This window comes from Sphingomonas pollutisoli, assembly GCF_029167165.1.
GTDB classification, from domain to species: Bacteria; Pseudomonadota; Alphaproteobacteria; order Sphingomonadales; family Sphingomonadaceae; genus Sphingomonas; species Sphingomonas pollutisoli.
Genome location: NZ_JARFNJ010000009.1, coordinates 172,731 through 195,337, shown reverse-complemented (window position 1 = coordinate 195,337; position 22,607 = coordinate 172,731). Strand labels below are relative to the sequence as shown.

19 protein-coding genes are annotated in these 22,607 nt (G+C 62.9%); 9 read left to right on the top strand and 10 right to left on the bottom strand.

Features of this window, described 5'->3' with window-relative positions; all coding sequences use genetic code 11:
* Window positions 1-99: 99 nt before the first annotated feature.
* Together PX554_RS19565 and PX554_RS19560 are read right to left on the bottom strand one after the other, a co-directional pair.
* Window positions 100-792 carry a DUF1826 domain-containing protein gene (locus tag PX554_RS19565; protein ID WP_275504155.1) on the bottom strand — a complete coding sequence of 231 codons (693 nt, stop codon included), beginning with the start codon at window positions 790-792 and terminating at the stop codon, window positions 100-102.
* On the bottom strand, window positions 789-2,810 hold the full coding sequence (locus PX554_RS19560; protein ID WP_275504154.1) for a S9 family peptidase: 2,022 nt from the start codon (window positions 2,808-2,810) through the stop codon (window positions 789-791). Before PX554_RS19560 ends, PX554_RS19565 begins: the two co-directional genes overlap by 4 nt.
* 130 nt (window positions 2,811-2,940) lie before the next feature.
* On the opposite strand from PX554_RS19560, the gene sodC reads away from it, so the two are divergent.
* Both sodC and PX554_RS19550 read left to right on the top strand, forming a co-directional pair.
* A complete protein-coding gene (sodC, locus tag PX554_RS19555; protein ID WP_275504153.1) occupies window positions 2,941-3,447 on the top strand; it encodes a superoxide dismutase[Cu-Zn] in 507 nt (168 codons plus the stop codon).
* Window positions 3,448-3,540: 93 nt separating this feature from the next.
* Window positions 3,541-4,740 carry a CobW family GTP-binding protein gene (locus PX554_RS19550; RefSeq protein ID WP_275504152.1) on the top strand — a complete coding sequence of 400 codons (1,200 nt, stop codon included), beginning with the start codon at window positions 3,541-3,543 and terminating at the stop codon, window positions 4,738-4,740.
* A 310-nt stretch (window positions 4,741-5,050) separates the two neighbouring features.
* Here PX554_RS19550 and PX554_RS19545 read toward each other — a convergent pair whose 3' ends face one another.
* From PX554_RS19545 to PX554_RS19520, 6 genes are all read right to left on the bottom strand, one after another.
* Entirely contained in the window at window positions 5,051-5,434 is a 384-nt protein-coding gene (locus tag PX554_RS19545) for a hypothetical protein (protein WP_275504151.1), read from the bottom strand.
* Window positions 5,435-5,500: 66 nt separating this feature from the next.
* Window positions 5,501-6,415, bottom strand: coding sequence for a HEPN domain-containing protein (locus PX554_RS19540; RefSeq protein WP_275504150.1), 915 nt, complete (start codon window positions 6,413-6,415; stop codon window positions 5,501-5,503).
* Window positions 6,416-6,434: 19 nt separating this feature from the next.
* Complete coding sequence (locus tag PX554_RS19535; protein WP_275504149.1) at window positions 6,435-6,887, bottom strand: type II toxin-antitoxin system VapC family toxin; 453 nt, start codon at window positions 6,885-6,887, stop codon at window positions 6,435-6,437.
* Window positions 6,884-7,180: a type II toxin-antitoxin system Phd/YefM family antitoxin gene (locus PX554_RS19530; RefSeq protein WP_275504148.1), complete on the bottom strand. Its 297-nt coding sequence runs from the start codon at window positions 7,178-7,180 to the stop codon at window positions 6,884-6,886. The genes PX554_RS19535 and PX554_RS19530 overlap by 4 nt, the downstream gene beginning before the upstream one ends.
* 507 nt (window positions 7,181-7,687) lie before the next feature.
* Window positions 7,688-8,683 carry an APC family permease gene (locus PX554_RS19525; RefSeq protein WP_275504147.1) on the bottom strand — a complete coding sequence of 332 codons (996 nt, stop codon included), beginning with the start codon at window positions 8,681-8,683 and terminating at the stop codon, window positions 7,688-7,690.
* A gap of 112 nt (window positions 8,684-8,795) precedes the next feature.
* Window positions 8,796-10,061, bottom strand: coding sequence for a helix-turn-helix transcriptional regulator (locus PX554_RS19520; RefSeq protein WP_275504146.1), 1,266 nt, complete (start codon window positions 10,059-10,061; stop codon window positions 8,796-8,798).
* A gap of 246 nt (window positions 10,062-10,307) precedes the next feature.
* Here PX554_RS19520 and PX554_RS19515 point away from each other — a divergent pair, with 246 nt between their 5' ends.
* The 5 genes from PX554_RS19515 (at window position 10,308) to PX554_RS19495 (ending at window position 16,858) form a co-directional block, all read left to right on the top strand.
* The gene (locus PX554_RS19515; protein ID WP_275504145.1) at window positions 10,308-11,426 is read left to right on the top strand and encodes a TIGR03032 family protein; all 1,119 of its coding nucleotides are present in this window, start codon (window positions 10,308-10,310) and stop codon (window positions 11,424-11,426) included.
* A gap of 88 nt (window positions 11,427-11,514) precedes the next feature.
* Window positions 11,515-15,108, top strand: a complete 3,594-nt coding sequence (locus PX554_RS19510; protein WP_275504144.1) for an autotransporter outer membrane beta-barrel domain-containing protein — start codon at window positions 11,515-11,517, stop codon at window positions 15,106-15,108.
* Between the two features lie 3 nt (window positions 15,109-15,111).
* Entirely contained in the window at window positions 15,112-15,288 is a 177-nt protein-coding gene (locus PX554_RS19505) for a hypothetical protein (RefSeq protein WP_275504143.1), read from the top strand.
* A 37-nt stretch (window positions 15,289-15,325) separates the two neighbouring features.
* Entirely contained in the window at window positions 15,326-16,093 is a 768-nt protein-coding gene (locus PX554_RS19500) for a DUF6065 family protein (RefSeq protein ID WP_275504142.1), read from the top strand.
* A gap of 96 nt (window positions 16,094-16,189) precedes the next feature.
* On the top strand, window positions 16,190-16,858 hold the full coding sequence (locus PX554_RS19495) for a hypothetical protein (RefSeq protein ID WP_275504141.1): 669 nt from the start codon (window positions 16,190-16,192) through the stop codon (window positions 16,856-16,858).
* Window positions 16,859-16,913: 55 nt separating this feature from the next.
* Here PX554_RS19495 and PX554_RS19490 read toward each other — a convergent pair whose 3' ends face one another.
* Window positions 16,914-17,513 (bottom strand): anthrone oxygenase family protein, encoded by a 600-nt coding sequence (locus PX554_RS19490; protein ID WP_275504140.1) that lies wholly within the window; start codon window positions 17,511-17,513, stop codon window positions 16,914-16,916.
* Window positions 17,514-17,663: 150 nt separating this feature from the next.
* On the bottom strand, window positions 17,664-18,740 hold the full coding sequence (locus PX554_RS19485; RefSeq protein WP_275504139.1) for an MBL fold metallo-hydrolase: 1,077 nt from the start codon (window positions 18,738-18,740) through the stop codon (window positions 17,664-17,666).
* Between the two features lie 144 nt (window positions 18,741-18,884).
* On the opposite strand from PX554_RS19485, the gene PX554_RS19480 reads away from it, so the two are divergent.
* Together PX554_RS19480 and PX554_RS19475 are read left to right on the top strand one after the other, a co-directional pair.
* Entirely contained in the window at window positions 18,885-20,036 is a 1,152-nt protein-coding gene (locus PX554_RS19480; protein WP_275504138.1) for a helix-turn-helix transcriptional regulator, read from the top strand.
* A gap of 380 nt (window positions 20,037-20,416) precedes the next feature.
* Window positions 20,417-22,606, top strand: coding sequence for a prolyl oligopeptidase family serine peptidase (locus PX554_RS19475; protein WP_275504137.1), 2,190 nt, complete (start codon window positions 20,417-20,419; stop codon window positions 22,604-22,606).
* Window position 22,607 lies beyond the last annotated feature (1 nt).

Here is a 22,607-nt window from a genome sequence, read left to right as displayed (position 1 = left end):
TTTATATGGGCGGCCTAACGGCCCGTCTCAAGATGATTGCCGATGGGTCGTTGGCCGGACGGCAGTTTGCCCGCTTGCAAATGGCAATACCGGCAAGCGCTATGGCGTATCTTGCCGAGCTTGGGAGACGCGTTCCTCCCGGCCCGGATTGATCACCAGGACGAGACGCCGCGTGCCGCTTGCCGCGATCGGCGGCGAACGGTGGATGATGGCCGTGTCGGGCGCCCAGAGCCGGCCCTTGAACAAGCCGACATGTCCGGTGCTGACACAGTTGATAGCGAGCGCTGAGGACGGCGCGCCCGCAGCATGGGCTGCCGCATCGGTCTGGCCAAGCCATTGCGTGCCCGGTCCTGCATAGGTGGTGATGAGACGCGCGGTCACATAGTCCGCATGGAATCGGCGGCACGCATCGTCCTCCACGACCTCGAGGCGGATCACGACATGGTCTTCCTCTGCGATCTTCGCGAGCTGCCGGGCGAGAGCCGCAATATCGTCCGTGAGGGCTTCGCGGGCGAGATGTTCGGGATAGCCGGCCTCGCGCAAGCCATCGCGAACGTCGTCCTGGAGCATATTGACCGACGTCTCGAAACGCAGATCCTCGATCGCGCCAAGGTCGACATTCGCGATCCAGCCCGCAAAGCTTTCAGGCGTCCGGCGTCGCCAGATAGCGAGCGTGATCGCGGGGGTGCGGATTGCGCTCAGGATCGCCGGATGCGTCCCGAAGACGACATGCGGGACGCTCTTGGATGGCGCTTGCTGAAGATCGGCTGCCATGGCCTGAATGAAGCTCATCGCGCGGAGAGGGCCTTGCTCAGCCCTGCCGCGAAATCCGCGCCATGCGGCACCTGCGCCGTCGAGGCCTTCAGCGTGTCGCCGATGGGCTCGGCGCGCCCGCCAAGGCAGGTCTCGAGGAAGTTCTCCGCGATCCCGTTGAATGCGATATTATTCTCTGGCCGGGCGAAGCCGTGGCCCTCGTCCGGGAAGAGAACATAGGTAACGGGGATATTCTTGGCGGCCATTGCCGTGACGATCTGGTCACTCTCGGCCTTGTTGACGCGCGGATCATTGGCGCCCTGGCCAATCAGCAGGGGCCGCACGATCTTGTCGGCGCTGTTGAGCGGCGACCGCTCGACGAGCAGTTTGCGGCCAGCTTCGGTGGTCGGATCCCCCATCCGCTTGTAGAATTGCTGTCGACCCGCTTCCCAATAGGGCGGGATGGTCTTGAGCAGGGTCTGGAGATTGGAGGGCCCAACGATATCGACCCCGCAAGTGAAGGCCGTCGGCGTGAAGGCAAGGCCGGCAAGCGTCGCATAGCCGCCATAGGATCCGCCCATGATCGCGACCTTCTCGCGCGTTGTCACGCCTTGGCCGACCGCCCAGTCGACCGCATCGAGCAGGTCATCCTGCATGCGCGTGCCCCATTGCAGGTTGCCTGCACTGGTGAAGCGTTTTCCGAAGCCGGTCGAGCCGCGATAATTGACGGAGAGGACTGCATAGCCGCGATTGGCGAGCCACTGATGCTCGCCGTCATAGCCATAGTCGTCGCGGGCCCAGGGACCGCCATGGACGAGCAGCACCATCGGCACGGGATGATCGGCCTTGCCGTTGCCATCCACATCGGCCTCTTTGGGAAGAGTTAGATAGGAGACGAGCGTGAGGCCATCGCGCGAGCGGATCTCCTCGGGATGCATGGCGGCCAGAGGTGCGCCTTCGAGTTCGGGGCGGGAGACGAACAGCCTGGTGAGCGTTCGCGCCTTGCGGTCGAATAGATAGGATGCGGAAGGCGCCACCACCGGATCGACCGCAACGATCCAGCGATCGTCGGCGCGCGTGCGCGAGGTCACGATCGGCTCGCCCTTGAGCTGGACACGCAGCCAGTCAAGATCTGCGCCGATCGTGGGGTCGATAGCGGTCCACTCGTCCTTCAGATAGTCGATCGAATAGGCCTGTATGCTGCCGGTTTCGGGATCGGCCATGACCCCGCCGATATCCGCCCTGGGATCGCTGGCGATCAGCGTCATCTTCCCCGTCGTGACGTCCTGCGCGAACAGGGCGGCGGTGTCGCGATTGCGGGAATCGGTCCAGTAGAGCGTCTTGCCATCGGTGGTGAAGCCGGCCGGGCCGGTTGTCAGGCCGTCATCGAGACCGACCGAAACATAGGGGCAGGGATCGACCTTCGTGCCCGTGACGTGGAAATAGTCGGTGCCGCCATCCTCGCGCTCCTTGCTGGCGATCCGCAGGGCCAGGCTCTCGTCGGCGATGAAGCCGGCATAGCCATTGTTCTGGAGAACGAGGCTCAGCTTCCCGGTCCTGAGATCGAGGCTGTAGACATCGTGCCAGCGCGGATCACGGTTGTTGAGCCCGACGAGGATGCGGCCAGGGACATGATCGCTGGTCGCGACGATCTCGACCCGCGTTTTTTCAAAGGGTGTGAGCGCACGCTGCCCGCCCGAGACCGGATCGACGCTGTAGAGCAGGAAGTTCTCGTCACCGCCCTTGTCATTGACGAACAGAATCTGCGAGCTGTCCGGCGCCCAGAAATAGCTGCGGATCGGCCTTGCCATCTCGGCGGTCAGGGAACGGGCATTTGTCGGATCGCCGAACGGCGAGACCCAGATGTTGAGCACGCCATCACGCGGCGCGATCCAGGAAATCCATTTGCCGTCGGGGCTGAGCCGCGCCTGCACCTTGCTCGGGTTGCCGAACAGGCGCGCACGCTCGATCAGTGGCGGAAGCGTCTGGGCCGCAAGAGGGATGGGGGTTGCGGTGGCAACCAGGGCGCACAGAGAAAGGCCGGTGAGCAGACGCATGAAGGATATCCGTGAGCAATGATGACTTGTCTGCCGGCATCAGTAGGATATGATGTATCATATCGCAAGTTGTTGCCGTCGAATGCATCGGACGGCTCATCTTCAGGCCCGTCGATCAGGAGTGTTCCCGATGAAGCTTTCATTGTTCGCGTTGATTCTGGGAGCCTGCGCGTCCGTCGCCGCAGCGGCAGAGCCAGGTGTGCTGGTCGATGGGGCAGGGAAGGGGATCGGCACTGTCAGCGTGACCGAGACGCCGCGCGGCGTGCTGCTGCGGGTCGAGGCGCGGGGCCTTCCGCCCGGCTGGCATGGAATGCACTTCCATGAGAAGGCCAATTGCAGCGACGCGGCCTTCAAGAGCGCGGGCGCGCATGTCCATGCCATGACGCCGGTGGTCCACGGCTTCCTTGTCGCCGACGCCAATGATGCAGGCGATCTGCCCAACCTCTATGTCGCGCCGGATGGGACCGCGACCGTCGAACTCCATTCGACGCTGGCGTCGCTGACCGGCAGCGGCGGCCGTCCGGCGCTCAAGGATGCCGATGGCTCTGCCCTCGTGATCCACGCCAATCCCGATGACTACAAGACCCAGCCGATTGGCGGGGCAGGCGACAGGATCGCCTGTGCGGTCATTCCCTGAACGCCCACTGCTAGCTCTCCTTACGACCCTCTCCGAAAGACCTGATATGAACCAATTCGACATGTGCCGTTCGTATCCATTCGGGAGGCTGGCGTGAGCCTGATCCTGTCCGGTGCGTCGTCGCTGATCCCCGTCTCGGTTCTCACGGGTTTTCTCGGCAGCGGGAAGACGACTGTGCTTAATCATCTGGTGCGCGATCCGGCCATGAGCCGCGCGCTCGTCATCATCAACGAGTTCGGCGCGATCAGCCTCGATCACGACCTGATCGCGCGCACGAGCGAGGACCTTGTCGTGGAGATGATGGGCGGCTGTTTGTGCTGCACTATCCGGGGCGATCTGCTGCGCACCTTGCGCGATGCGCCATTCCGTTTTGCGCGCGACGGCGTCTGCTGGTTCGATCGGCTGGTGATCGAGACAACAGGCCTCGCCGACCCGGCGCCGATCCTGCACACGCTGATGACCGACGATCATCTCCAGACCCTCTATCGCCTCGATGGCGTCATCACGACCGTCGATGCTGCGACGGGCATGCGTTCACTCGACACGCAGCAAGAGTCGGTCAAGCAGGCGGCCGTCGCCGACCGGATCCTGCTCACCAAGACCGATATTGCGTCCAGCATGGACGTCGATGCACTGGAGAAGCGACTGGGGGGGCTCAATCCCGCCGCCCCCATCCTTCGCGTGACCAATGGGATGATCGAGCCCGCGCGACTGTTCGATGCGGGCCTCTACAATCCCGCGATCAAGAGCGTCGATGTCCAGCGCTGGCTCAATGCCGAGGCGTTCGAGCCTGAGGCTCATGATCATCGTCGCCATCACGGCCACGACCATGGACATGACCATGACCACGGACATCATCACCACGATGACCATCGTCATGACGTGAACCGTCACGACGATCGTATCCGGGCGGTCTGCCTGACGTTCGAGAAGCCGCTGAAGGATACCGCGTTCGATCGATGGATCAGCATCCTCACGACCTTCAAGGGCCTCGACGTGCTGCGCATCAAGGGCATCGTCAATATCGAGGGGCTGGACAAACCATTGGTCATTCACGGCGTCCAACATGTCCTGCATACGCCGGTCACGCTCGACGAATGGCCGAGCGAGGATCGCCGCACGCGCATGGTGTTCATCGTGCGCGACATGGACGAGGCCGACCTTCGCGGCACCCTCATGCTCATGACGATGGGGATCGAGCAGTTTTCACTGGACGGCATGAGCGGAGTGGATCTGCCAGTGGGCCGAGGTTCGATCTGGGATAGGTCTCCAGTGCCGCTTATCGGCAACTGAATCTTGTCGCCTGAGCGACTTCAGCCAACAATATCTGGATGGCACTGGCCGGGCCTTTGAAAGAAGCTATTGGCCGCATAGCACGAACACGCACGCTTGGTTCGCAGACTATCGGGACAGGCAGTCTCGTTTTCCGTTGGGAGGTTCCAGTTCGACCCAATTCGGATGTCGCGCCCGGAACGCGGGTGCGGGTTATCCGACCATGCTCACTTTACCAAGGTGTTTGCCAATGCATGCGGCATCACTCCTGCAAAATGGCGTCGCCAGATCTGCACCCGCAGAAACTCGGCGGCCTTCACGGGCAGATCTCTCATTCATTCCTTTCACCATCCACCCCCCGGGCAGCCGCACGGCGATTAGCGAAGGCGAGCAAGGCAGGGTCATGCTCAGGCCGATTCCAGCGCGCAGAATCGCGCAGAACCACCACATCCTCAAGGTGGGTCAGGAACGTGTAGACCTTATTGACGATGTCGATCATCAAGGCCTTCATCTCCGTATCGGAGATTCGAGAAGCCTGGGTCCACGGGATCTCGCCATAGGGCGTGACCACCTTCACATCGCTATAGTCACCGATCAGGCTGTCCGGCACGGTGCCGGCATGGATTTCTTCGAGCCGAGTATTGCGGACGCAATGTTCCACGAGTGCCAGCGCGACCCTGCGCAGTGCTTCGTCAGGCACTTTCTCTTCGGGCATAAAGTCCTCCCGCCCCCGGCATTGAAAGCATCGGTCTCCTCAATTCCGGGAGGGCCCCCTGGTGCTTTAAAACTGTGCGCGCAGCTCCGACAGCCTCTCCTGGCAGAGTTCGTTGACGATCGTACCAAGCACCTCAACCCGCTCGGAGAGGAAGGCGAATTCCTCTTCCGTCATCTTGAAATGCTCGGAATGCCTAGCCTTCACATAGGCATCCTTGAGCTTGTTGAAATAGGCTTCATGCTTTCGTGTCTCCCTTGGCCAGGCATCCACTAGCCGCGCGGAAAGCGTTTCAGCGCGCGTCCGGAGGAATTTGATGTTGTGGCTATAGGGCGTGTAAAACGTATAGACGAGCAGAACGCAGTAATAGAGACGCTCGCACGCCTGCTGAAGGTTGTAGGCCGCGTCCGGAAATTGCTTATTGTCGTAAGCGAACTGATAAAGCATCCTCGACGATACGGCGAGGTCGAACCACTGGTCGAAATATTCTTTCGCCATGTCATAGGCTTGTTGCGGCGTCTTGGGCTTGGGCTTGTGCAATTCGCTGTTGTCGACTTGATACAGGGCGATGCCGTCGCGCGCGATGTCCATGAAGAAATATCGTCCATGGGCCAGACCGTCATTCACCTCCTGCAGAGTATGCACGATGAAATTGACGGGTGTGCGTAACCGGTTGAGGATCATGGTCTCCCGGTCGAGGCGCTCGGCCGCCTTTTCCCAATATTCAATCTGGTCCGTCAGTTCCTTCTGATTGACGATGATGAGCAGATCGAAATCCGATCGGTAGCCTCGCTTGGTATGAGGCTCGTGCACCCAGCGCCCGGTCGCATAGGAGCCGTAGAGAATGATCTTGAGGATGCGGCCGAGCTTCCGAGCGCCGGTCGGTTCGCCATGGGCATCCTCGAACTCCTCGAAGAGGATCTGGACGACCCGATCGAGTTCGCGTCGCTTGTTTGCCGGAAGGTGATCGAGTTCTGTTTTCATCGTCTCATCGTCATTCTGGTCAGGTGAGCGGGAAACGGGCTTGCTCGTCTTCCCATGGATTGAAGATCACGGCGCCGCTGTGCCGTATATCCTTGATGTTTCGCGTCACGAGGAAGAGGTCGTGTTCGATCGCGGTTGCCGCGAGCAGCGTGTCGATCACCGGCGGGGCCTGCCCGGTCCGCCGCTTTACCTCACCCGAAATTGCGCCCCAACGGTAGACGATGGCGTCGTCGACGGAGAGTAGCCGGTCGCTAAAGCGTTCAGCGAGGGCGTCGCGGGCAGCGATATAGCGCGAACGATCCGGATAGTCCGGCTCAAGGTTATGGATGCTCTTGTCATACTCCGCGAGTGCCAGCACGCTCAGGAACATCCGGTGCTCGGGTTGCGCCGTTGCCCACGCCTTGACACTCGGCGCACCGTTCGGGTTCGCCACTGCAGATAGGACATGGGTGTCCAGCAGCCAGCCTTTCACAGGGCGACGTCCCGCCCGCGGTCGATCTCGCGCTCAAGGTTGAGGCCATCGAGTCCAAGGCTCTCGAGGAACGGAACGAAAGCAGGCTTGCCCGCATCGTTGGGCAGAAGCCGGTCGAGTTCGTCCACGCTCATCACAACCACGGCCTCCCGGCCGCGGACCGTGACACGTTGCGGTCCCTCGCTCTGGGCGCGTCTGACGACCTCGCTGAATCGGGCCTTGGCATCCTCGAGTTTCCAGGTGCTGCCAGGATTGGACTTGTGGGGGGCGCCCTTGTGAATGACTGTGCCCATCTTGCATTCTCCTGACTAGCTAGTCAGATATAGCCTTTCCGTCCAGTCTTCACAAGTCGAACTCTCTCTTCATTGACTGAGTCAGACGTATATATTCGCGCCGACCGAATGGCTCTTCCGCAGCCTCTCATTGTGCCGCCTCCCGATAGCCCGCCGATCGATCGGTCAGTCTTTCTCCTCCTCACGTCCAAGAGTTTGCCGGCAAGTTCCTCCAACGTGAACGGTTTGGTTAGGAAATACGTGCCGGCATCGACTGTACCGCTATGGTCTTGGTATTGCGCATCTGACCGGTGGCGGTAGCGGCTTATGTGTGCGTACGGGCGCCAAGGCACTGACATGCGCCGAGGACTATTTTGGGAATATCACTGATCTTTCCCGACGGCGAGGTTTGGCCGATTTTGGGAACGGCCAGGTTTCAAGGAACGTGAGCGACCTGCTGCCGTTGGCGTACGCCTTTCAATCCGCCATCCGTCTCAGATCTGTCATGCCGATCGCCCAACCGACCGATCACCGCGACGGGCGACGCACATGCCAAAGATAGACCGGGAGACCTGCCGCCACGATCGCTATGCTCGCCAGCGCGCGCCAGGGCGTGGCGACCAGCGTATTCACGAGCAGGAAGCCGGTTCCGGCCAGAAACAGGCCGGCGACCAGAGGGTAGGCTGGCACGCGATACGGGCGCGGCGCGTCCGGAAAGCGCCGCCGCAGCACGAAGATCGCCGCCACCGCCAGGCCGTTGAAGACTAGCAACATGAACACGATGATGTCGGTGAGCGTGTCGAAGCTTCCCGAAAAGGCAAATCCGATCGCCACGGCGCCCAGCGCCAGGACGGCCCGGCCGGGAACCCGTGTGCGCGGCGAGATGACCGACAGGGTGCGCGGCAGCAACCCGTCGCGCGCCATCGCGAAGGGCAGGCGCGACACCGCGAGGAAGGTGGAATGCAGCGCGCCGAGATTGGCCGTCAACAGGCCGAGGGTGAGCAGCCAGGCGACGCCCGCGCCGAAGAGCGTCGTCATCACGATGCCGGCAACGGACGCGGATTCGGGCAGGTTCGCGATATCCATGGGACTGAGCGCAAGGAAATAGCCGAGATTCACAAGAAGATAGAGGCCGATAATCAACATGCTGGAGCCGATGATCGCGCGCGGAATATTGCGATCGGGATCCTCCACTTCCTCGGCCACCATGCTGAGGTCGTTCCAGCCATTATAGGCCCATAAGGCTCCGATCATCGCCGCGCCGAAGCCGGAAAGGCCGAGCCGCGCGGTCTCCGGCACGCCCGCGCACGCACCATGTCCTGCGTCGATCGTAAGATGGGAGACATGAGCTCCCAACAGGAGCCCGGCAATCCCGATGCCCGCGACCAGCGCCACCTTGAGGGCGGTGACGATGCTCGCTACCCAGCCGTTCGCCCGCACCGGCGCAAGGTTGAGGAGCATGCGGGAGCCGATCGAAAAATGCCAGAAAACCGCCGCGAAGGCGAGAAAGCCGGTGCATTGCACGGTCGAGATCGGGCCGGAGTCATAGCCCGCGAGTCCCGCTAATAATATTGCGAATGCTTCGCAAATCTCCATTGTTGCCTTGTATGGTACAGTGTTCATGACGGGCGATCGATCAGGCAGCGATCGGCAGGATCAGCGACGACGCCATTTGTTGTAGTTCCGACCTGCGCCGCACTCCGGTCTTTTCATAAACCCTCAAAAGATGGGTTTTTACCGTGCTTCGCTCGACGCCAAGCTGGGCGGAGGCCTCCGCGACCGTTTTCCCGCCGGCGATACAGTCGAACACGCGCGATTCGGCGGGCGTCAGGTCGAACAGAGCGGCCACGATCTCTGTCGGCGCGACGAACGGCGTGCCGGTATGCGCAACAAAGATCGCTACCACCGCGCGCGGCGCCAGCGCGGTGCCCTGGCGCAGCGGCAGGACGTGGAGCGCGCCGTTCGCGCCGCCGTCGCGCCGCACCGGGATGCCCAGCCCCTTGCGGCCGAGTGAGCTGATATCGTTGGCGGCGCGTTCGATAGCGATTTCCAGCGCGTGGGTGACAGGCCGAGTCGCGGCGCCCAGCACGCCGCCTTGTTCATGGATCAGATCGCCACGCTCCAGCATCCGACGCGCCGCCGGATTGGCATGGACGATGCGCATCAGGTCGTCGGTCAGCAGGACGGGAACGCTCAGCGTGTCGATCGCCGCTTCGAATGTCGCCTTGGCGATCGCCGACAAATCGAGCATGCGATTGATCGTGGCAGCGCGCTGCAAATGCGGAATAAGCAGGCGGACGATTTCCACCTCACACTCGCCAATCGGACCAGCGTCGACATTGCGCCCGAACGCCAGCGAACCCAGCGCGTCGGCATCTCTCGCCAGGCCGATGGCGATCACGTCGTTCAGGCCCTGTGGCTTGCCCCATTCCAGAGTGTAGCGGTTGGTCGATCGCTCAAAATCGACGGCGATCGGATTGATCCGTGACAGCACTTGCGGCTCACTGATGGGCAGCGCCATAACGGCATCGACACCGCCCCATTGCTCCATCACGTCGGCGGCATAGCTGGGTATCCGGTCGATATAATGCTGGGGAATGTTGGTCGCGACGTTCACTATGACTTGGCCGCTCGGCATCTTTTGCAACGACAGCGTCGAGTTCGCGCAGTTCAACTCAGTGCGGATCGCCTCCATCGCGATCGGCCAGCGCGTGGTGTCGATCGCCGCGTCATAGATCAGCCCGATCAGGTGCGAGAGACGACTCGGGTCGATCCATGCTTCCACAGCTTGCTTCCAATCGCGTAATCGGCCCGTCATCGTATCACTGCGGTGCAGCATGAGCCATATCAGCTTTCGGCCGACGCGGCTTCGATGGTTCGCGCCTTTCAGGCAAGAAAACATCAAGCCTCCACCAAGTGGTGGACGCGCGGGAAAATCGGCTTCCCTACGATGGGTCACGCCGAAGCGCCTTGTCCAGACTATCGGCAGCCCAAAATCTGTTCGGATGTGTGCAATGCAATATCGTAGGCGCTTCACGCAAACTACCTCGCAAGATCGCGAACGAATGTTGATGGCGCGTCTTATGGAGATCACGCGAGCGGCGACGCATCTCCCATCAGGTCTCGATAGTGACGGGAACGAAGCCTGATGCTGCTTGCACAGGAGGAAACGCCAGCGGCTGAAACCGAGCCGTCACGCGAGACCGACCTCGCCACGCCGCCTGCGGCGAGTTATTCCTTTTCCGCCGGGATGATCGACCGGCTAGCCCGGCTGGATATCGCGCTGGCGTTCACCTCCTACCAATCGGGCCTGCTCTACATGCTCGGCTCCCACCCCGAATTTGGACCGCAACTTCATCAGTCGGCGGTGCCCAAGCCGATGGGGCTGACCGCCAGCGGGGGCGCGCTGATCCTCGCGGGGGAGTCCACGATCGCCCGCTATCGCGACGTACTCCGGCCCGGCGAGCGCATCAACGCCACGTTTGACGCCTGCTACATGCCGCGCGAAACTTGGCTGACCGGCGGGCTGGACGCGCATGATGTGGCGGTGGACGCGGACGGACGCATCCTGTTCGTCAACACCGCCTTCAATTGTCTCGCGACGCTGTCGCCGGTGCACAGTTTCGAACCCGTCTGGCGCCCACCCTTCATTTCCGCGTTGGTGAATGAAGACCGCTGCCACCTGAACGGGCTGGCGATGGACGCCGGGCAGCCTGCCTTCGTCACAGCCGCCAGCCGCTCGGATACGATCGACGGCTGGCGCGACCGGCGCGACGGCGGCGGGGTAGCGATCGACGTGGCGAGCAGCGGAATCGTCTGCACCGGGCTGTCCATGCCGCATTCGCCGCGTGTCCACCGCGGCCGGCTGTGGCTGCTCAATTCCGGTACGGGCGAGTTGGGCCAAGTCGCGAGCGACGGCCAATTCGAGCCGGTCGCCTTCTGTCCCGGCTTCACGCGCGGACTCGCCTTTCACGGCAATCTCGCCTTCGTCGGACTATCCAAGCCGCGCTACCAGCGGTTCGAAGGGCTGCCGCTCGACCGGCGGCTGGCCGACGCGGATTCGGAAGCCTGGTGCGGCATCCAGGTGATCGACCTCGACAGCGGCGCGTGTGTCGACTGGTTCCGCATCGATGGCGGGGTCGCCGAAATTTACGACGTCACGCTGATCGCCGGGCATCGCTGCCCGATGGCGGTCAGCCCCAGCTCGCCCGACGCGACAACACTTCTCACCTTCACCGATCCACCGTCCAGCCGCCCGTCGGATTAAGCGCGGTCAAGCCAGCATTGGGGGTAGCATGAACAACCGTAATCGGAAGATTTCGCGTGGACAATTGGCCGCGAGCGCTTCGGCCATCATGACCTTCTTTGGCGGCTATGGCAGGGCGTTCGCCCAGAGCGCTTCGAACTGCACGCTCCAGTCCGATGGGACGACCTATCTCTGCTCGGGCGCGGCGACGACGACGCAGACGATCACGCTCGACGGCACCAAGGACAAGATCACCACCGCGCCGGGTTTCAGCATCGACACCACCACTGGCGACGCCATTGCGCTCAACGAGCCGAGCACCGGTTCCTTCAGCTCCCTATCGCCCAGCTTCACTGACGAGAATCACTCGTCGATCAGCGGCCAGCATGATGGCATCCTCCTTTCCGCGCCGGGCAACTTTCCCACCCGCCTCACGATCACCAGCAATGGCACCATCACCGGCAAGACCGGGGACGGGATCAACGCCAGAATCATGGGCAGCAACAGAAATCTGGGTATTTCGATCAACGCCGCCGATGTCAGCGGTGGCCAGAACGGCATCAACGCTTACGGTGCCGGCGCCGGCGGCGTTTCGATCACCACCAGCGGCCAGGTCGTGGGCACCGGCGCCAGCGGCATCTATGCCGGGCTGTACAGAGGCGCCACGGGCAACATCTCCATCCAGGCGGCGGACGCCAGCGGCCACTCTTACGGCATCGTTGCGATCAACCAGGGGACGGGATCGACGACGATCACGGCAACCGGCGCCGTCAGCAGCGAAGGCGCCGGGGGCGGCCTCAACCGCAGGGACGGGGGCGGCTCCATCATCAGCGATCTGGGTCCGGCGGCGATCGCGGGGGTGAACTTTTCCAACGGCACCGATCTGACCATCACCAGTTCAGGTCCGATCAGCGGCAGCGGCAATGGCATCCTCGCGATAAACAACGGGACCGGAGCGACCATCGTCACCGCATCGGGAAGCATCACCACCCAGAACGGGGCCAACGGCATCGGCGCGTTTGCCCGGAGCGGGTCGCTGGATGTCCATCTCACCAGCACCGGCAGCCTGACGGGCGGAACCCTCTTCGCAGTGGGCAGGGGTGGGCCTATGACCGTCACGATCGACGGGCCGATCACGTCCGATATAAACAACAACGTCAATCCGATATTGGTCGCTGCTATCCAATATGGCAGCAGCAGCGATCTGACCGTGACAGTGAATGCCTCGCTGCTCGACAAGAGCGGCAAGGGAATAGGTGTCCATGTCGGGAAGGAGCCGGGCAATACGGGCACCGGCGACACCACGCTCACCATAGCCGAGGGCGTCACTGTCGATGCCGGACATGGCATCACCGCCGACGGCCGGGGGACGGGAACCCTCACCATCACCATCGACGGGACGGTGATCGGCCGCGACATCGACAGCGTCAGCGGTGGCACCTATGCCCCCGGAACCGGCGTGGGCATCGATTTCAACGGCTCTACCGACAGCGCCACCGCGCTGCATCGGCTCACCGTCAGCCAGTCGGGCAGTGTGTCGGGTGGCATCTTCGGTGCCAGCCTCGGCGGGCAGGCCGGCCCCGTCGAAATCACCAACGCCGGCGCGATCAGCGGTGGCATTCTGATGGGCGCAAGCGGGGACAGCACGAGCCAGGTGACGGTCACCAATACCGGCTCGATCGCCGCGAGCACCAACAGCGGGCGGCAAAAGGGCGTCGCCATCGCCCTTAACGGATCGGCGGCGAATGTGGTGAACCTGCAGGGCGGATCGGTGACCGGCGATATTCAGGTGTTGGGCGCCAGCGGCACCAGCAAGCCGGCGACGATCAACTGGACCGGCGGTTCGCTGGCCGGCGGCATCCGCCTCAGCAACGATCTCGGCGCCATATCACCCCCGGACGCGACCGGCCTTCCCGGCAATGTCGCCAACCTGACCGGACTTTCGGCGGCCGATCTCTCCGCGACGACGCAACTCCAGGGCGGCTTCCTGGACACGCTGAACCTCAACAACGTCACGCTGAGCGGCGGCAACGTTACCCCCGGCGCCGGGCGCGGCATCTCCATCTTTGGGTGGAAAGCCATCAACCTCACCAACGACAGCGCGCTGACCCTGACCGGCTTCTTGGACGCCCCCGGCTTTGGAACCGGCACACTTTCGGTGGATGCGACATCGACGTTGAATGCCGGCAACGGCGTGAATCCGACACTCGGCCGGCCCGACGATGCAAGCTACGTCTTCAATATCGTCAATGCCGGCACCCTCAGCCTCGCCAACGGCAATTTGGGCGGCAATCATCTGACCGTGGCCGGCGCATATACCCAGGCGGCGACGGGCAACCTGATCATCGGCGTGACGCCAACGGCGATCGACCTCCTCACCGTCCGGGACCAGGCCAACCTTGCGGGAACGGTCACTTTCGCCTGGGCGCCCGGCACCTATGTGGAAGGCACGCGGACATTTCTCCACTCGAACGCGCTCACCGGCCAATTCGGGACCGTCGCGGCGGCAAGCGGCACCACCGCGCCAACCGGATTCGCCGTGAGCGTCGGCTATACCAGCCAGGACGCCAATCTGGTGCTCGGCACGCCAACACCTACTCCCACGCCGACACCAACGCCAACGCCAACGCCGACACCAACACCAACGCCAACGCCAACGCCAACCCCGACACCCACGCCTACTCCGACCCCAACCCCGACGCCTACTCCGACACCCACGCCGACGCCGACGCCCACTCCAACGCCAACTCCGCCAGTGGTGGTGGCGCCGGTCGACGCCAAGCTTTTCAGCGAGCAGCTTGCTGGGTTCCTGGCGAGCAACGAGACGCGCGCTATCGAACTCCTCGGCCGTACCCAGCCGGACAGCGGCGGCAACAGCTTCTTCAACCCCGATATCGGCGACGCGCATCGCGCCCGCGTCTGGATGGAAGGCACTGGTCACACGCTGGGCGCGGGTTTCCGGGCCAGTTCAGTCGGCATGCAGTTTGGCGGCGACGTGACCGTGGGTGCTTCCGGCCGGATCGGCGCGGCGATCGCCTATGAGCGGTCATGGCTGAACGACGATGCCGGCGGCGGCGGGCGCGGCGATTCGATCCACGCCAGCCTCTATGCGTCGCAACCGCTCGGCCCGGTCGGCATCTCGGCGGTGTTCACCTATTCGCACGCCTGGAACAAGACGCACCGCCCCACCGGCGTCGGCACCGCATCGGCCGACCGCGACCTGACCGGATTCACCGGTGGCGTGCAATTGTCGGCGCCGATAGCAGTGCGCGGCGCGCTACTGACCCCGGCGATCGGCGTGCTCGCCACACGCGTCGAGGCCGATGCGTTCCGCGAGACCGGCGGCGGCCTTCCCGGCTTTGCGGTCTCCGGGCTGGACTACGACAAAACCTTCGTCTCGCCCTTCGCCTCGCTCGGTTTCTCTTACGCCTTGACGGCGCGCGGCGGCGTCACCTGGGTGCCCGAGGCCGAGATCGGCTATCGCCGCAGCGATGTCGCCGGGGGCGCGTGGACAACGCTGGTGTCCGACGACGGCACGCTGTTCGCCGGCAATCGCGCAGCGCTCGACAAGAATGTCGTCCGCGCCGGAGCGGGCCTGAGCGCCCACCAGGGCCGCTGGACCGCCTACATCAAGTATCGCGCTGAAGTGTCGAACGGCTGGACCGATCACAGCGGCGCGATCGGCCTGCGCCTGGCGCTCTGATACATGAGGGACCAAGCCGCTGCCGTCGCGATGCCGGGCCGGACGAGAGCGGGCGGCGGGGGTCATGCCGGCCAGCATCTGGAAGTGGCGTTCCCCGAACCCGCCATGCTGGCGAAGGACAAAGGGAAATTGCGCATCCGGTCTTTCCACGGCACCGGCGTCCCGCCGGAGAAGAAATGACACACGGAGCGGCCGCGCCGGTTCGGGAGGATGTGCGATGAAACTCGAATGCTTCCTTTATCCCGGCTGGCAACCCCGCATCCGAGCCGCGTCCCGGCGGCGGGTGTGGATGGACGAGACTCCCGAATCCTTTGCTTATCGCTGCTTGCCTCTCGCCATCGCCAACGCGCATGGATGGGAGATTGGCAATGCGGTCGGCTTCTCGGCACGCTGGACCGGCGGACGTGATGTCCGCGACGTCGAGATTTTGCTCGACGATCCGAAACGGGGGGCGATCGAAACGCCGGTTTCGCTGTTCGGGCAAGGCACCCTCACTTTCCATGTCGCCGGACTGTTCCGTACCGAACCGGGCTGGAACCTTTGGGTGGGCGGCCCGACCAACCAAGCCAAGGATGGCATCGCGCCTTTGTCCGGTGTGATCGAGACCGACTGGTCGCCTTACAGCTTCACGATGAACTGGCGCTTCACGCGGCCGAACCATTGGGTTCGTTTCGAGCCGGACGAGCCGATCGCCTTCTTCTTTCCGGTCCCACGCCATGCCATCGAAGAAACGGAAGCCAGCTTCCGTTCCATTGAGGATGTTCCCGACCTCAAGACGATGTTCGAGGCGTGGAGCGTGTCGCGCGATGCTTTTCACCGGCAGATGCAGGAAGCGCCGCCACGCGATCCCGCCGACAAATGGCAGAAGCTCTATTATCGTGGCGTGCGGCCCGATGGGCAGCCCGGCGCGCCGGACCACCAAGCGAAGCTCCGCCCGCCCGAGTTCATCGACCGGACCAACGAGACAGGAAGGGGCGGACAATGACAACGTTGGGATGCGCCAAAGCGCGGCGGGACTTGTTGAAGCGAACCTGAAGGGAGGCAAGCTTGATCAGGGTTGTTTGTTGAAAAGGGGCATGTCATGCGCAAGCTACTTCCGGGCCTCGTTCTGCTCGGCGCGATCACCTTGGCCTCGCCTGCATTGGGGCAGGCCACGACCCGTGCCTGCGGAGTCGAGGAGACGGTTGGGCCCGCGTGTCTGCTGTCCAGACGAGAGTTCCCGTCGCTGCCTTCCGGGCCTCTTTACTGGCATCTGGATCGTTTCGCATCGAAGGACGCCGCCGAGCGGACTGCGATAACGACGAGCTCGGTAGTCGAGGCTTTCGGATCCGTCTGGCTATTCACCATCGAACGCCAGGCCTGGCGGCCGAAAAGCGGCAAGCATGTCTCCAATGTGGGGCCGCTCCCCGTACAACCCGCTTCAACCTATGCGGCCGAATATCTACGATCTATCTTCAGTCCCGGCATGACCGCGCCGCTCCACGTCCATTCCGGCCCGGAAGCCTTCTACGCGGTGAGCGGCGATACCTGCCTCGAAACCCCCGACGGTATCCAGTTGGGGCGCGGACCCGGCAACAGCTTGTCCATTAAAGGAGGGCCGCCCATGCTGCTGATGGCGATCGGAAAGATTCCCCGTCGCGGCTTTGCATTGATACTGCACGACGCCAATCAGCCGCCCACGACCTTGGTCCACGATTGGCATCCACAAGGCCTCTGCGATCGGCAGCTTTCAAGTGAACAAGCCCGATAACAGTCTTGCCCTGACTATCTTTGGCGGAAATTCAAACTGACCTGCTACCAGCCGCCTATAGGTTGGACACGAACCACGCGATGAAGGCGACCACTCCTGCAAGGGCTAGCGCAAGGATCGCTCGCACGATGGGAGGGTCTTTAGCGGAAACTTTCGCAGGCCAGGGGAGCGTCAAGGCCCGAAGCGCCGATACGAAGGCGGCCGTTGCGCCCGCCACACGTACCCAGTCAAGTTGCACCCAACGGCGCGTCATCGCTATGGACTGCGCGTCCGTAATAGTATCTTTGGGTGAACCGATGCCGTGATAGTATAACGCCGCGTTCATCGGCCAGAACGCGAGGACCGTGAGTACGAGCAGTATCAGGATGCCAATAGAAGGTAAGCACAAGAGCCAGCGGTAGCGCCACGGCGTCTTCCATCCCGCAGTAAGGGCGCCGAACCCTGCGATCAACATTGCCGCCGAGAACGGGATGAAAAATACGCCCGTGTCCACGGGCCAGGCCTTGCCGTATGGCATCATTGCCAATGACGTGGGAGGGTGGGCGCTCCAAGCTCCGGCGAGAACGAGAAGGTCGAACAGCTTCGCCCCGACCAAGGGCCCGCCCACCAGCGTCGCCAGCCAGAGGAATGATTTGGTTATGCGTTCCCTGTTCATCAATGTCGCTTCCTAACGTGCGCAGAGCGCCGAGCCTGACGGTTAATATCACCATCGTGAAGTTGTCTTAAAACCGTCGTTCCGCGTTCCATCCTTGTCGTAGGTCGGACTATCCGCAAGGTAACGCGAGTCCCATCTCTGCATAATATTCTAGGTGCGGCGGCCAAGCCTATACGACGCACCAACCACAGAACGGATCACCTTGTCCGGCATGGCCTGCGTCGCTGCGCTGATGAAAAGATCGCCGCTGCAGTGCCCGGGAATGATATAATCGGGGTTGATCGATTGCATCAGAGCGATCGTCTCAAGTGCTTGCGCTTTGGTCTGCGGGGGCACCAGGTGGAATCCGCCGACGATCGCGTGCACGCGATCAATGCCGGAGACTGCTTGCGCTCGCCGCACGGTGTTGATGATGCCACGATGACTGCAAGAGCCTATGACAACCAGACCGCGCCCGGCGACGTTGAACGCCGTACCAAGCTCATGCACTGCGTCATCGACAATGAAATCGACATCGCGTTTGGATGGATCGAGCAACGCACGATTGCAATTTTGTCCGGGGAGCATAGCCGTCGGCACGCGGGGTCGCTCGCTTGAGACGTAGGCAATCTCGCCGGTAGTGAAAGCTTGGCCGGCTACAACCTTGGCGTCGCCTGAAACAATGAGGTTGATTCCCGCCCTTGAAAGCGCCGGTCGGTCGATTGCTCCAAACGATGATGCTCCAGGCTTCGTACCCCGCAGACGCGCGCAGAAAGCCTCCTCGCCTCCTATAAAAAGCGGCGTGCCCCTTCGGACAAGCCGGGTTGCAAGCAGCCCGTCCAAGCCACCGAAGTGATCATAGTGGCCATGGCTCAATACCATCGCGTCCAAGGTCTCTGGCCGAACGCCCAGCAACCCGAGATTATTGATCAGAGCCCGTGACGTATAGCCAAAGTCGACAAGAATGTTGCGCGGCGTGGCGGCGGGAGCCGCGCTGCGTGCGAGCAGCGAATAGCCCCATTCGGCGATATAAGTCGCGTGGTAGTCGGGAGCGGGTATGGGCGCGGAGACGCTGATATCGAAGCGTTCGAAGTCGGCGGCAAAGACGTTGGCGAAGTTGTCGACGACGATGGAGAGTTCCAAGCTGTCGACCGTGGGAACGGTGAGGAGGCCAGCAGCAATACTTTGCGGGAGACCTGCAAAGGATGCGACGCCAAATCCAAGCACTGCGCGACGACTCAGCTCCACGGCGTTCCCCCAGCCTTGCCCTGCAAAGACTTGCCTCTCAAATGCGCCAGATCGACGCGACCCGCGTCAACCGAACGGTGGATAAACCTTGTCATGCCGCAGCGCAGCGATAACGATGTACGGTCACGGCGCAGGGACAAGGTGATGACGACGGCACAGATCGATCCGACGCGACTCTCTGAACTGATTGGGCTGATCTATGACGCGGCGATCGACACCACGCGCTGGCCGATCGCGATGGAGGCGATCCGCGCCGAGTTGAACTGCGCCAACTCGGCGCTGACGTTGCAAAAGATGCCTAAAGGCGAATTCCTGGTGAACGTCGCTACCAATATTCCGCAACATTATATCGAGCGAATGACAGATTATCCCGCCGATGTGCTCGAGCTTTGGGGAGGCGCGGACGTGCTGATTGTGCAGCCGATCAGCGAGCCGCTCATCTTGTCAAGAATCAACCCAATCGCGACCAATTACGAGCGATCGACTAATCGCTACTCATTGGAATGGGCAAAGCCGCAGGGGCTGTCCGACGTGATCGCAATCAGCCTTGCCCGCGACGTGGAGGCCTTGGGAGCGATAGCGTTCGCAAGACATGTCGATGCGGGTCCGATCGGCGAGCGTGAGGAGCAAATTGTCCGCCTGCTTATTCCACATTTGCAGCGCGCGGCGACGATCAATCGGATGCTCGATTTGTCGGCGATCGCGAAGGCGACATTCGAGGCGGCGATCGACACGCTTACGATTCCAGTGCTGCTGGCAGACGATCTCATGCAGATCGTCTATGCCAATCCGGCGGCGCGACGAATGCTGGAGCGGGGAGACTTGATCCGCGAACAAGACGGGCGGCTCAGCGCGGCCACCAAGCCGGTGACGCGGGCGCTGGAGGTCGCGGTTGAGCGCGCTGCCGCTGATGTCGGCACGTTAGGCCGCAGTGGCCTCGGAATTCCTGTACGACGCGAGGGTGGCGCAATCGGCGCGGTGCACGTGCTGCCGTTGCGCCAAGGCGCAGCTTTGGCGCCCCGTGCGGTGGTGGCGATCTTTGTCGCCCATACCGGCACCGCGTTTGTAGCCCCGACCGAGATTGTCGCTGCATTGTTTGCGCTGACGCCGGCGGAGTCGCGGGTGTTCGACCATATCGTCGCCGGTCAGACCGTGTCCGAGACCGCCGCGGCATTGGGAGTCGAAGCGAGCACGGTAAAAACCCATCTTTTGAGGGTTTATGAAAAGACCGGAGTGCGGCGCAGGTCGGAACTCCAACAAATGGCGTCTGCGTTGAGCCTGCCGATCGCTGCCTGATCAATGGTTATCTGGACACCATAGCCGAGCGAGCACTTGCGCTTACGGGCCGTATCAGCGGCAATGGTCGCAAATTGAAGTTTAGGGCTGGCTTGCAATCCGCGTCGCCGTCATCGCCTTATTCCGAACAGCAACCCGCTCTCATCGTTGTAGCTGCGCTGCGGCACAGCAACCCTCATCCACCTTTCGGTGGACGCGCGCCATGATGAATTGCTCCATTCGAGAGGCAGCAGAGAATCGAGATCGCGACCCATCCGGATTGCCTGTCCGATCAAATGAAAAGGGCTTCGTCGACGATCAATCAATTCCGGCTTCCGACCTCGCGGCGGCCAGCGACAGGGGGAGGGCCGAGTGCAATTTGCGAAAATGGGGACTTGTCAATGAAGACCACATCCGGGCTTTGGATCCCCTTGCTCGCTGTCCTGTCCGCGACCGCCACGGCGCAGCCAGGGAATAGACAATCGACCGCCGATACGCCCCCCAAAGCGCCAACGGTCGCTGTTGTGGATCGCGATTTCGGCCTGACCCTGCCCGATCCCTATCGCTGGATGGAAGGGCTGAACAATGCCGAGTTCGACACCTGGCTGAAGGCACAGGGCGAGTATGCGCGCGCGCGGCTCGACGCGCTGCCGAGCCTGGCCGCATGGCAGCAACGCCTGAAGCAGGCCAGCGCCGCGACACGCATCAACCGTTCACAGAAGCTCGCGGACGGGCGCGTATTCTTCATTCGCGCGGAAAGCGCGAACCCCGGCACGCTGTTGGTACACGAAGCAGATGGCCGCGAGCGCGTGCTGCTCGATCCCGCGAGCCTTGCCACCGGGAAAGGTCCGGTCTCGATCACCCAATATTCGCCTTCGCCGGATGGCAGCCTCGTGGCGATCGACCTCGATCGTGGCGGCAGCGAGATCACCCGCGTGCAGGTGCTCGACGTCGCGACTGCGGCATGGCGGCCGGACGCGGTCGAGCCGGTGTGGGGCGAGTTCGCCGTCGATTGGCTGCCGGACGGTAGCGGCTTCACCTACACCCAGATCGCGCCCGAAAACGAACGCGCCGATGACGACCCCGTCCAGAACATGCGCGTGCGGCTGCACAAGATCGGCGCGCCGACGGAAAGTGATGCGCTGCTGCTGAAGGCCGGCAGCAATCCCAGCCTGCCGCTGACAAGCCGCGAGATGCCGGAAATTCAGTTCGTTCCCGGCTCGAACTGGGCAATCGCCGCGATCGGCGGCGCGCAACCGGAACTGCGGCTGTACGTCACGTCGCGATCCGAGGCGCTGAAACCTGACGCGACATGGTATCCGATCGCCGACTATGCGGACAATGTGCAGAACTTCGCGGTTCACGGCGACGCCCTGTACCTGGTGTCAATGAGGGACCATCCGAACGGCCGCGTTCTGGCCATCGACTTGTCCAGACCGGGCGCCTCGCTCGCCGGCGCGCGTGAAATTCTTGCGGAATCCGGCGAGGCGATCTTCCATGGCACGGGCACCCTGGCCGCCGCGCGCGATGCGCTTTACGTGGACCGCACGATATCGGGCATCGATACGTTCCTGCGCGTCGGCTACACGAGCGGCAAGGCCACCGCGATCAAAACGCCGTTCGCCGGGGGGGCGCGCGGATTCACCGCCGATCCGGCTGCGGACGGATTTCTTGTCGCGCTGGACGGCTGGACCATGCCCCGCACGATCTACCGTTATGATGCGGCCGGGACAACGCTGCGCGACCTGAATCTCACCGCGACCAGCCCCGGCGACTATAGCGATCTCACCAGCACCGAAACCGAAGCGGTCAGCGCCGACGGCACGCATATCCCGCTCAGCATCATCCATCGCAAGGACATCAGGCTCGACCGCAGCCACCTCACCCTATTGTTCGGCTATGGCGGCTATGGCGTCAGCGTGGCGCCCACGTTCAACTACCAGTATCTGCTCGAATGGGTGAAGGCCGGCCATGTGTTCGCGGTCGCGCACGTGCGCGGTGGCGGCGAGAAGGGCGATGCCTGGCACCGCGCCGGGCAAAGCGCGAACAAGCACAGGGGCGTCGAGGACATTCTAGCGTGCGCGGCCGAACTGGCGCGGCGCGGCTACACCACGCCCGCGCGCACGGCGCTGGAGAGCGCGAGCGCCGGCGGCCTGCTCGTAGGCGGCGCGCTGACGGTGGCGCCGGACAGGTTCGGCGCCGTTTTCATCCAGGCGGGGATGCTGAACCCGGTGCGCCTGCTCGCCGGGATCAACGGCGCCAACCAGATCGCGGAGGTTGGCGATCCGCGTACCGACGACGGCCTGAAAGCGCTGGCCGCGATAGACCCGTACCAGCACGTGAAGGACGGCGTCGCCTATCCGGCCGTGCTGCTCGCCGTCGGCCTGAACGACAATCGTGTTTCGCCGTGGGAAACCGGCAAGTTCGCTGCACGCCTGCAGGCGACCTCGACCAGCGGCAAGCCGGTGTGGCTTCGCACCGACGGGGCGGCGGGGCATTCCGCCGGGGGCACGTCGCTGTCCGGCCAGGCAGCAACTTGGGCAGACGTGTACGCCTTCCTTGAAGCGCAGCTTGGTCGGCCGGGGAAGTAAC

Coding starts and splice junctions, on each gene's coding strand:
- PX554_RS19520 (WP_275504146.1), bottom strand. CDS start 10,061: ATGTTTTCTTGCCTGAAAGGCGCGAACCATCGAAGCCGCGTCGGCCGA.
- PX554_RS19565 (WP_275504155.1), bottom strand. CDS start 792: ATGAGCTTCATTCAGGCCATGGCAGCCGATCTTCAGCAAGCGCCATCC.
- PX554_RS19530 (WP_275504148.1), bottom strand. CDS start 7,180: ATGGGCACAGTCATTCACAAGGGCGCCCCCCACAAGTCCAATCCTGGC.
- PX554_RS19505 (WP_275504143.1), top strand. CDS start 15,112: ATGAGGGACCAAGCCGCTGCCGTCGCGATGCCGGGCCGGACGAGAGCG.
- PX554_RS19545 (WP_275504151.1), bottom strand. CDS start 5,434: ATGCCCGAAGAGAAAGTGCCTGACGAAGCACTGCGCAGGGTCGCGCTG.
- PX554_RS19540 (WP_275504150.1), bottom strand. CDS start 6,415: ATGAAAACAGAACTCGATCACCTTCCGGCAAACAAGCGACGCGAACTC.
- PX554_RS19515 (WP_275504145.1), top strand. CDS start 10,308: ATGCTGCTTGCACAGGAGGAAACGCCAGCGGCTGAAACCGAGCCGTCA.
- sodC (WP_275504153.1), top strand. CDS start 2,941: ATGAAGCTTTCATTGTTCGCGTTGATTCTGGGAGCCTGCGCGTCCGTC.
- PX554_RS19475 (WP_275504137.1), top strand. CDS start 20,417: ATGAAGACCACATCCGGGCTTTGGATCCCCTTGCTCGCTGTCCTGTCC.
- PX554_RS19495 (WP_275504141.1), top strand. CDS start 16,190: ATGCGCAAGCTACTTCCGGGCCTCGTTCTGCTCGGCGCGATCACCTTG.
- PX554_RS19500 (WP_275504142.1), top strand. CDS start 15,326: ATGAAACTCGAATGCTTCCTTTATCCCGGCTGGCAACCCCGCATCCGA.
- PX554_RS19560 (WP_275504154.1), bottom strand. CDS start 2,810: ATGCGTCTGCTCACCGGCCTTTCTCTGTGCGCCCTGGTTGCCACCGCA.
- PX554_RS19480 (WP_275504138.1), top strand. CDS start 18,885: ATGACGACGGCACAGATCGATCCGACGCGACTCTCTGAACTGATTGGG.
- PX554_RS19490 (WP_275504140.1), bottom strand. CDS start 17,513: ATGAACAGGGAACGCATAACCAAATCATTCCTCTGGCTGGCGACGCTG.
- PX554_RS19510 (WP_275504144.1), top strand. CDS start 11,515: ATGACCTTCTTTGGCGGCTATGGCAGGGCGTTCGCCCAGAGCGCTTCG.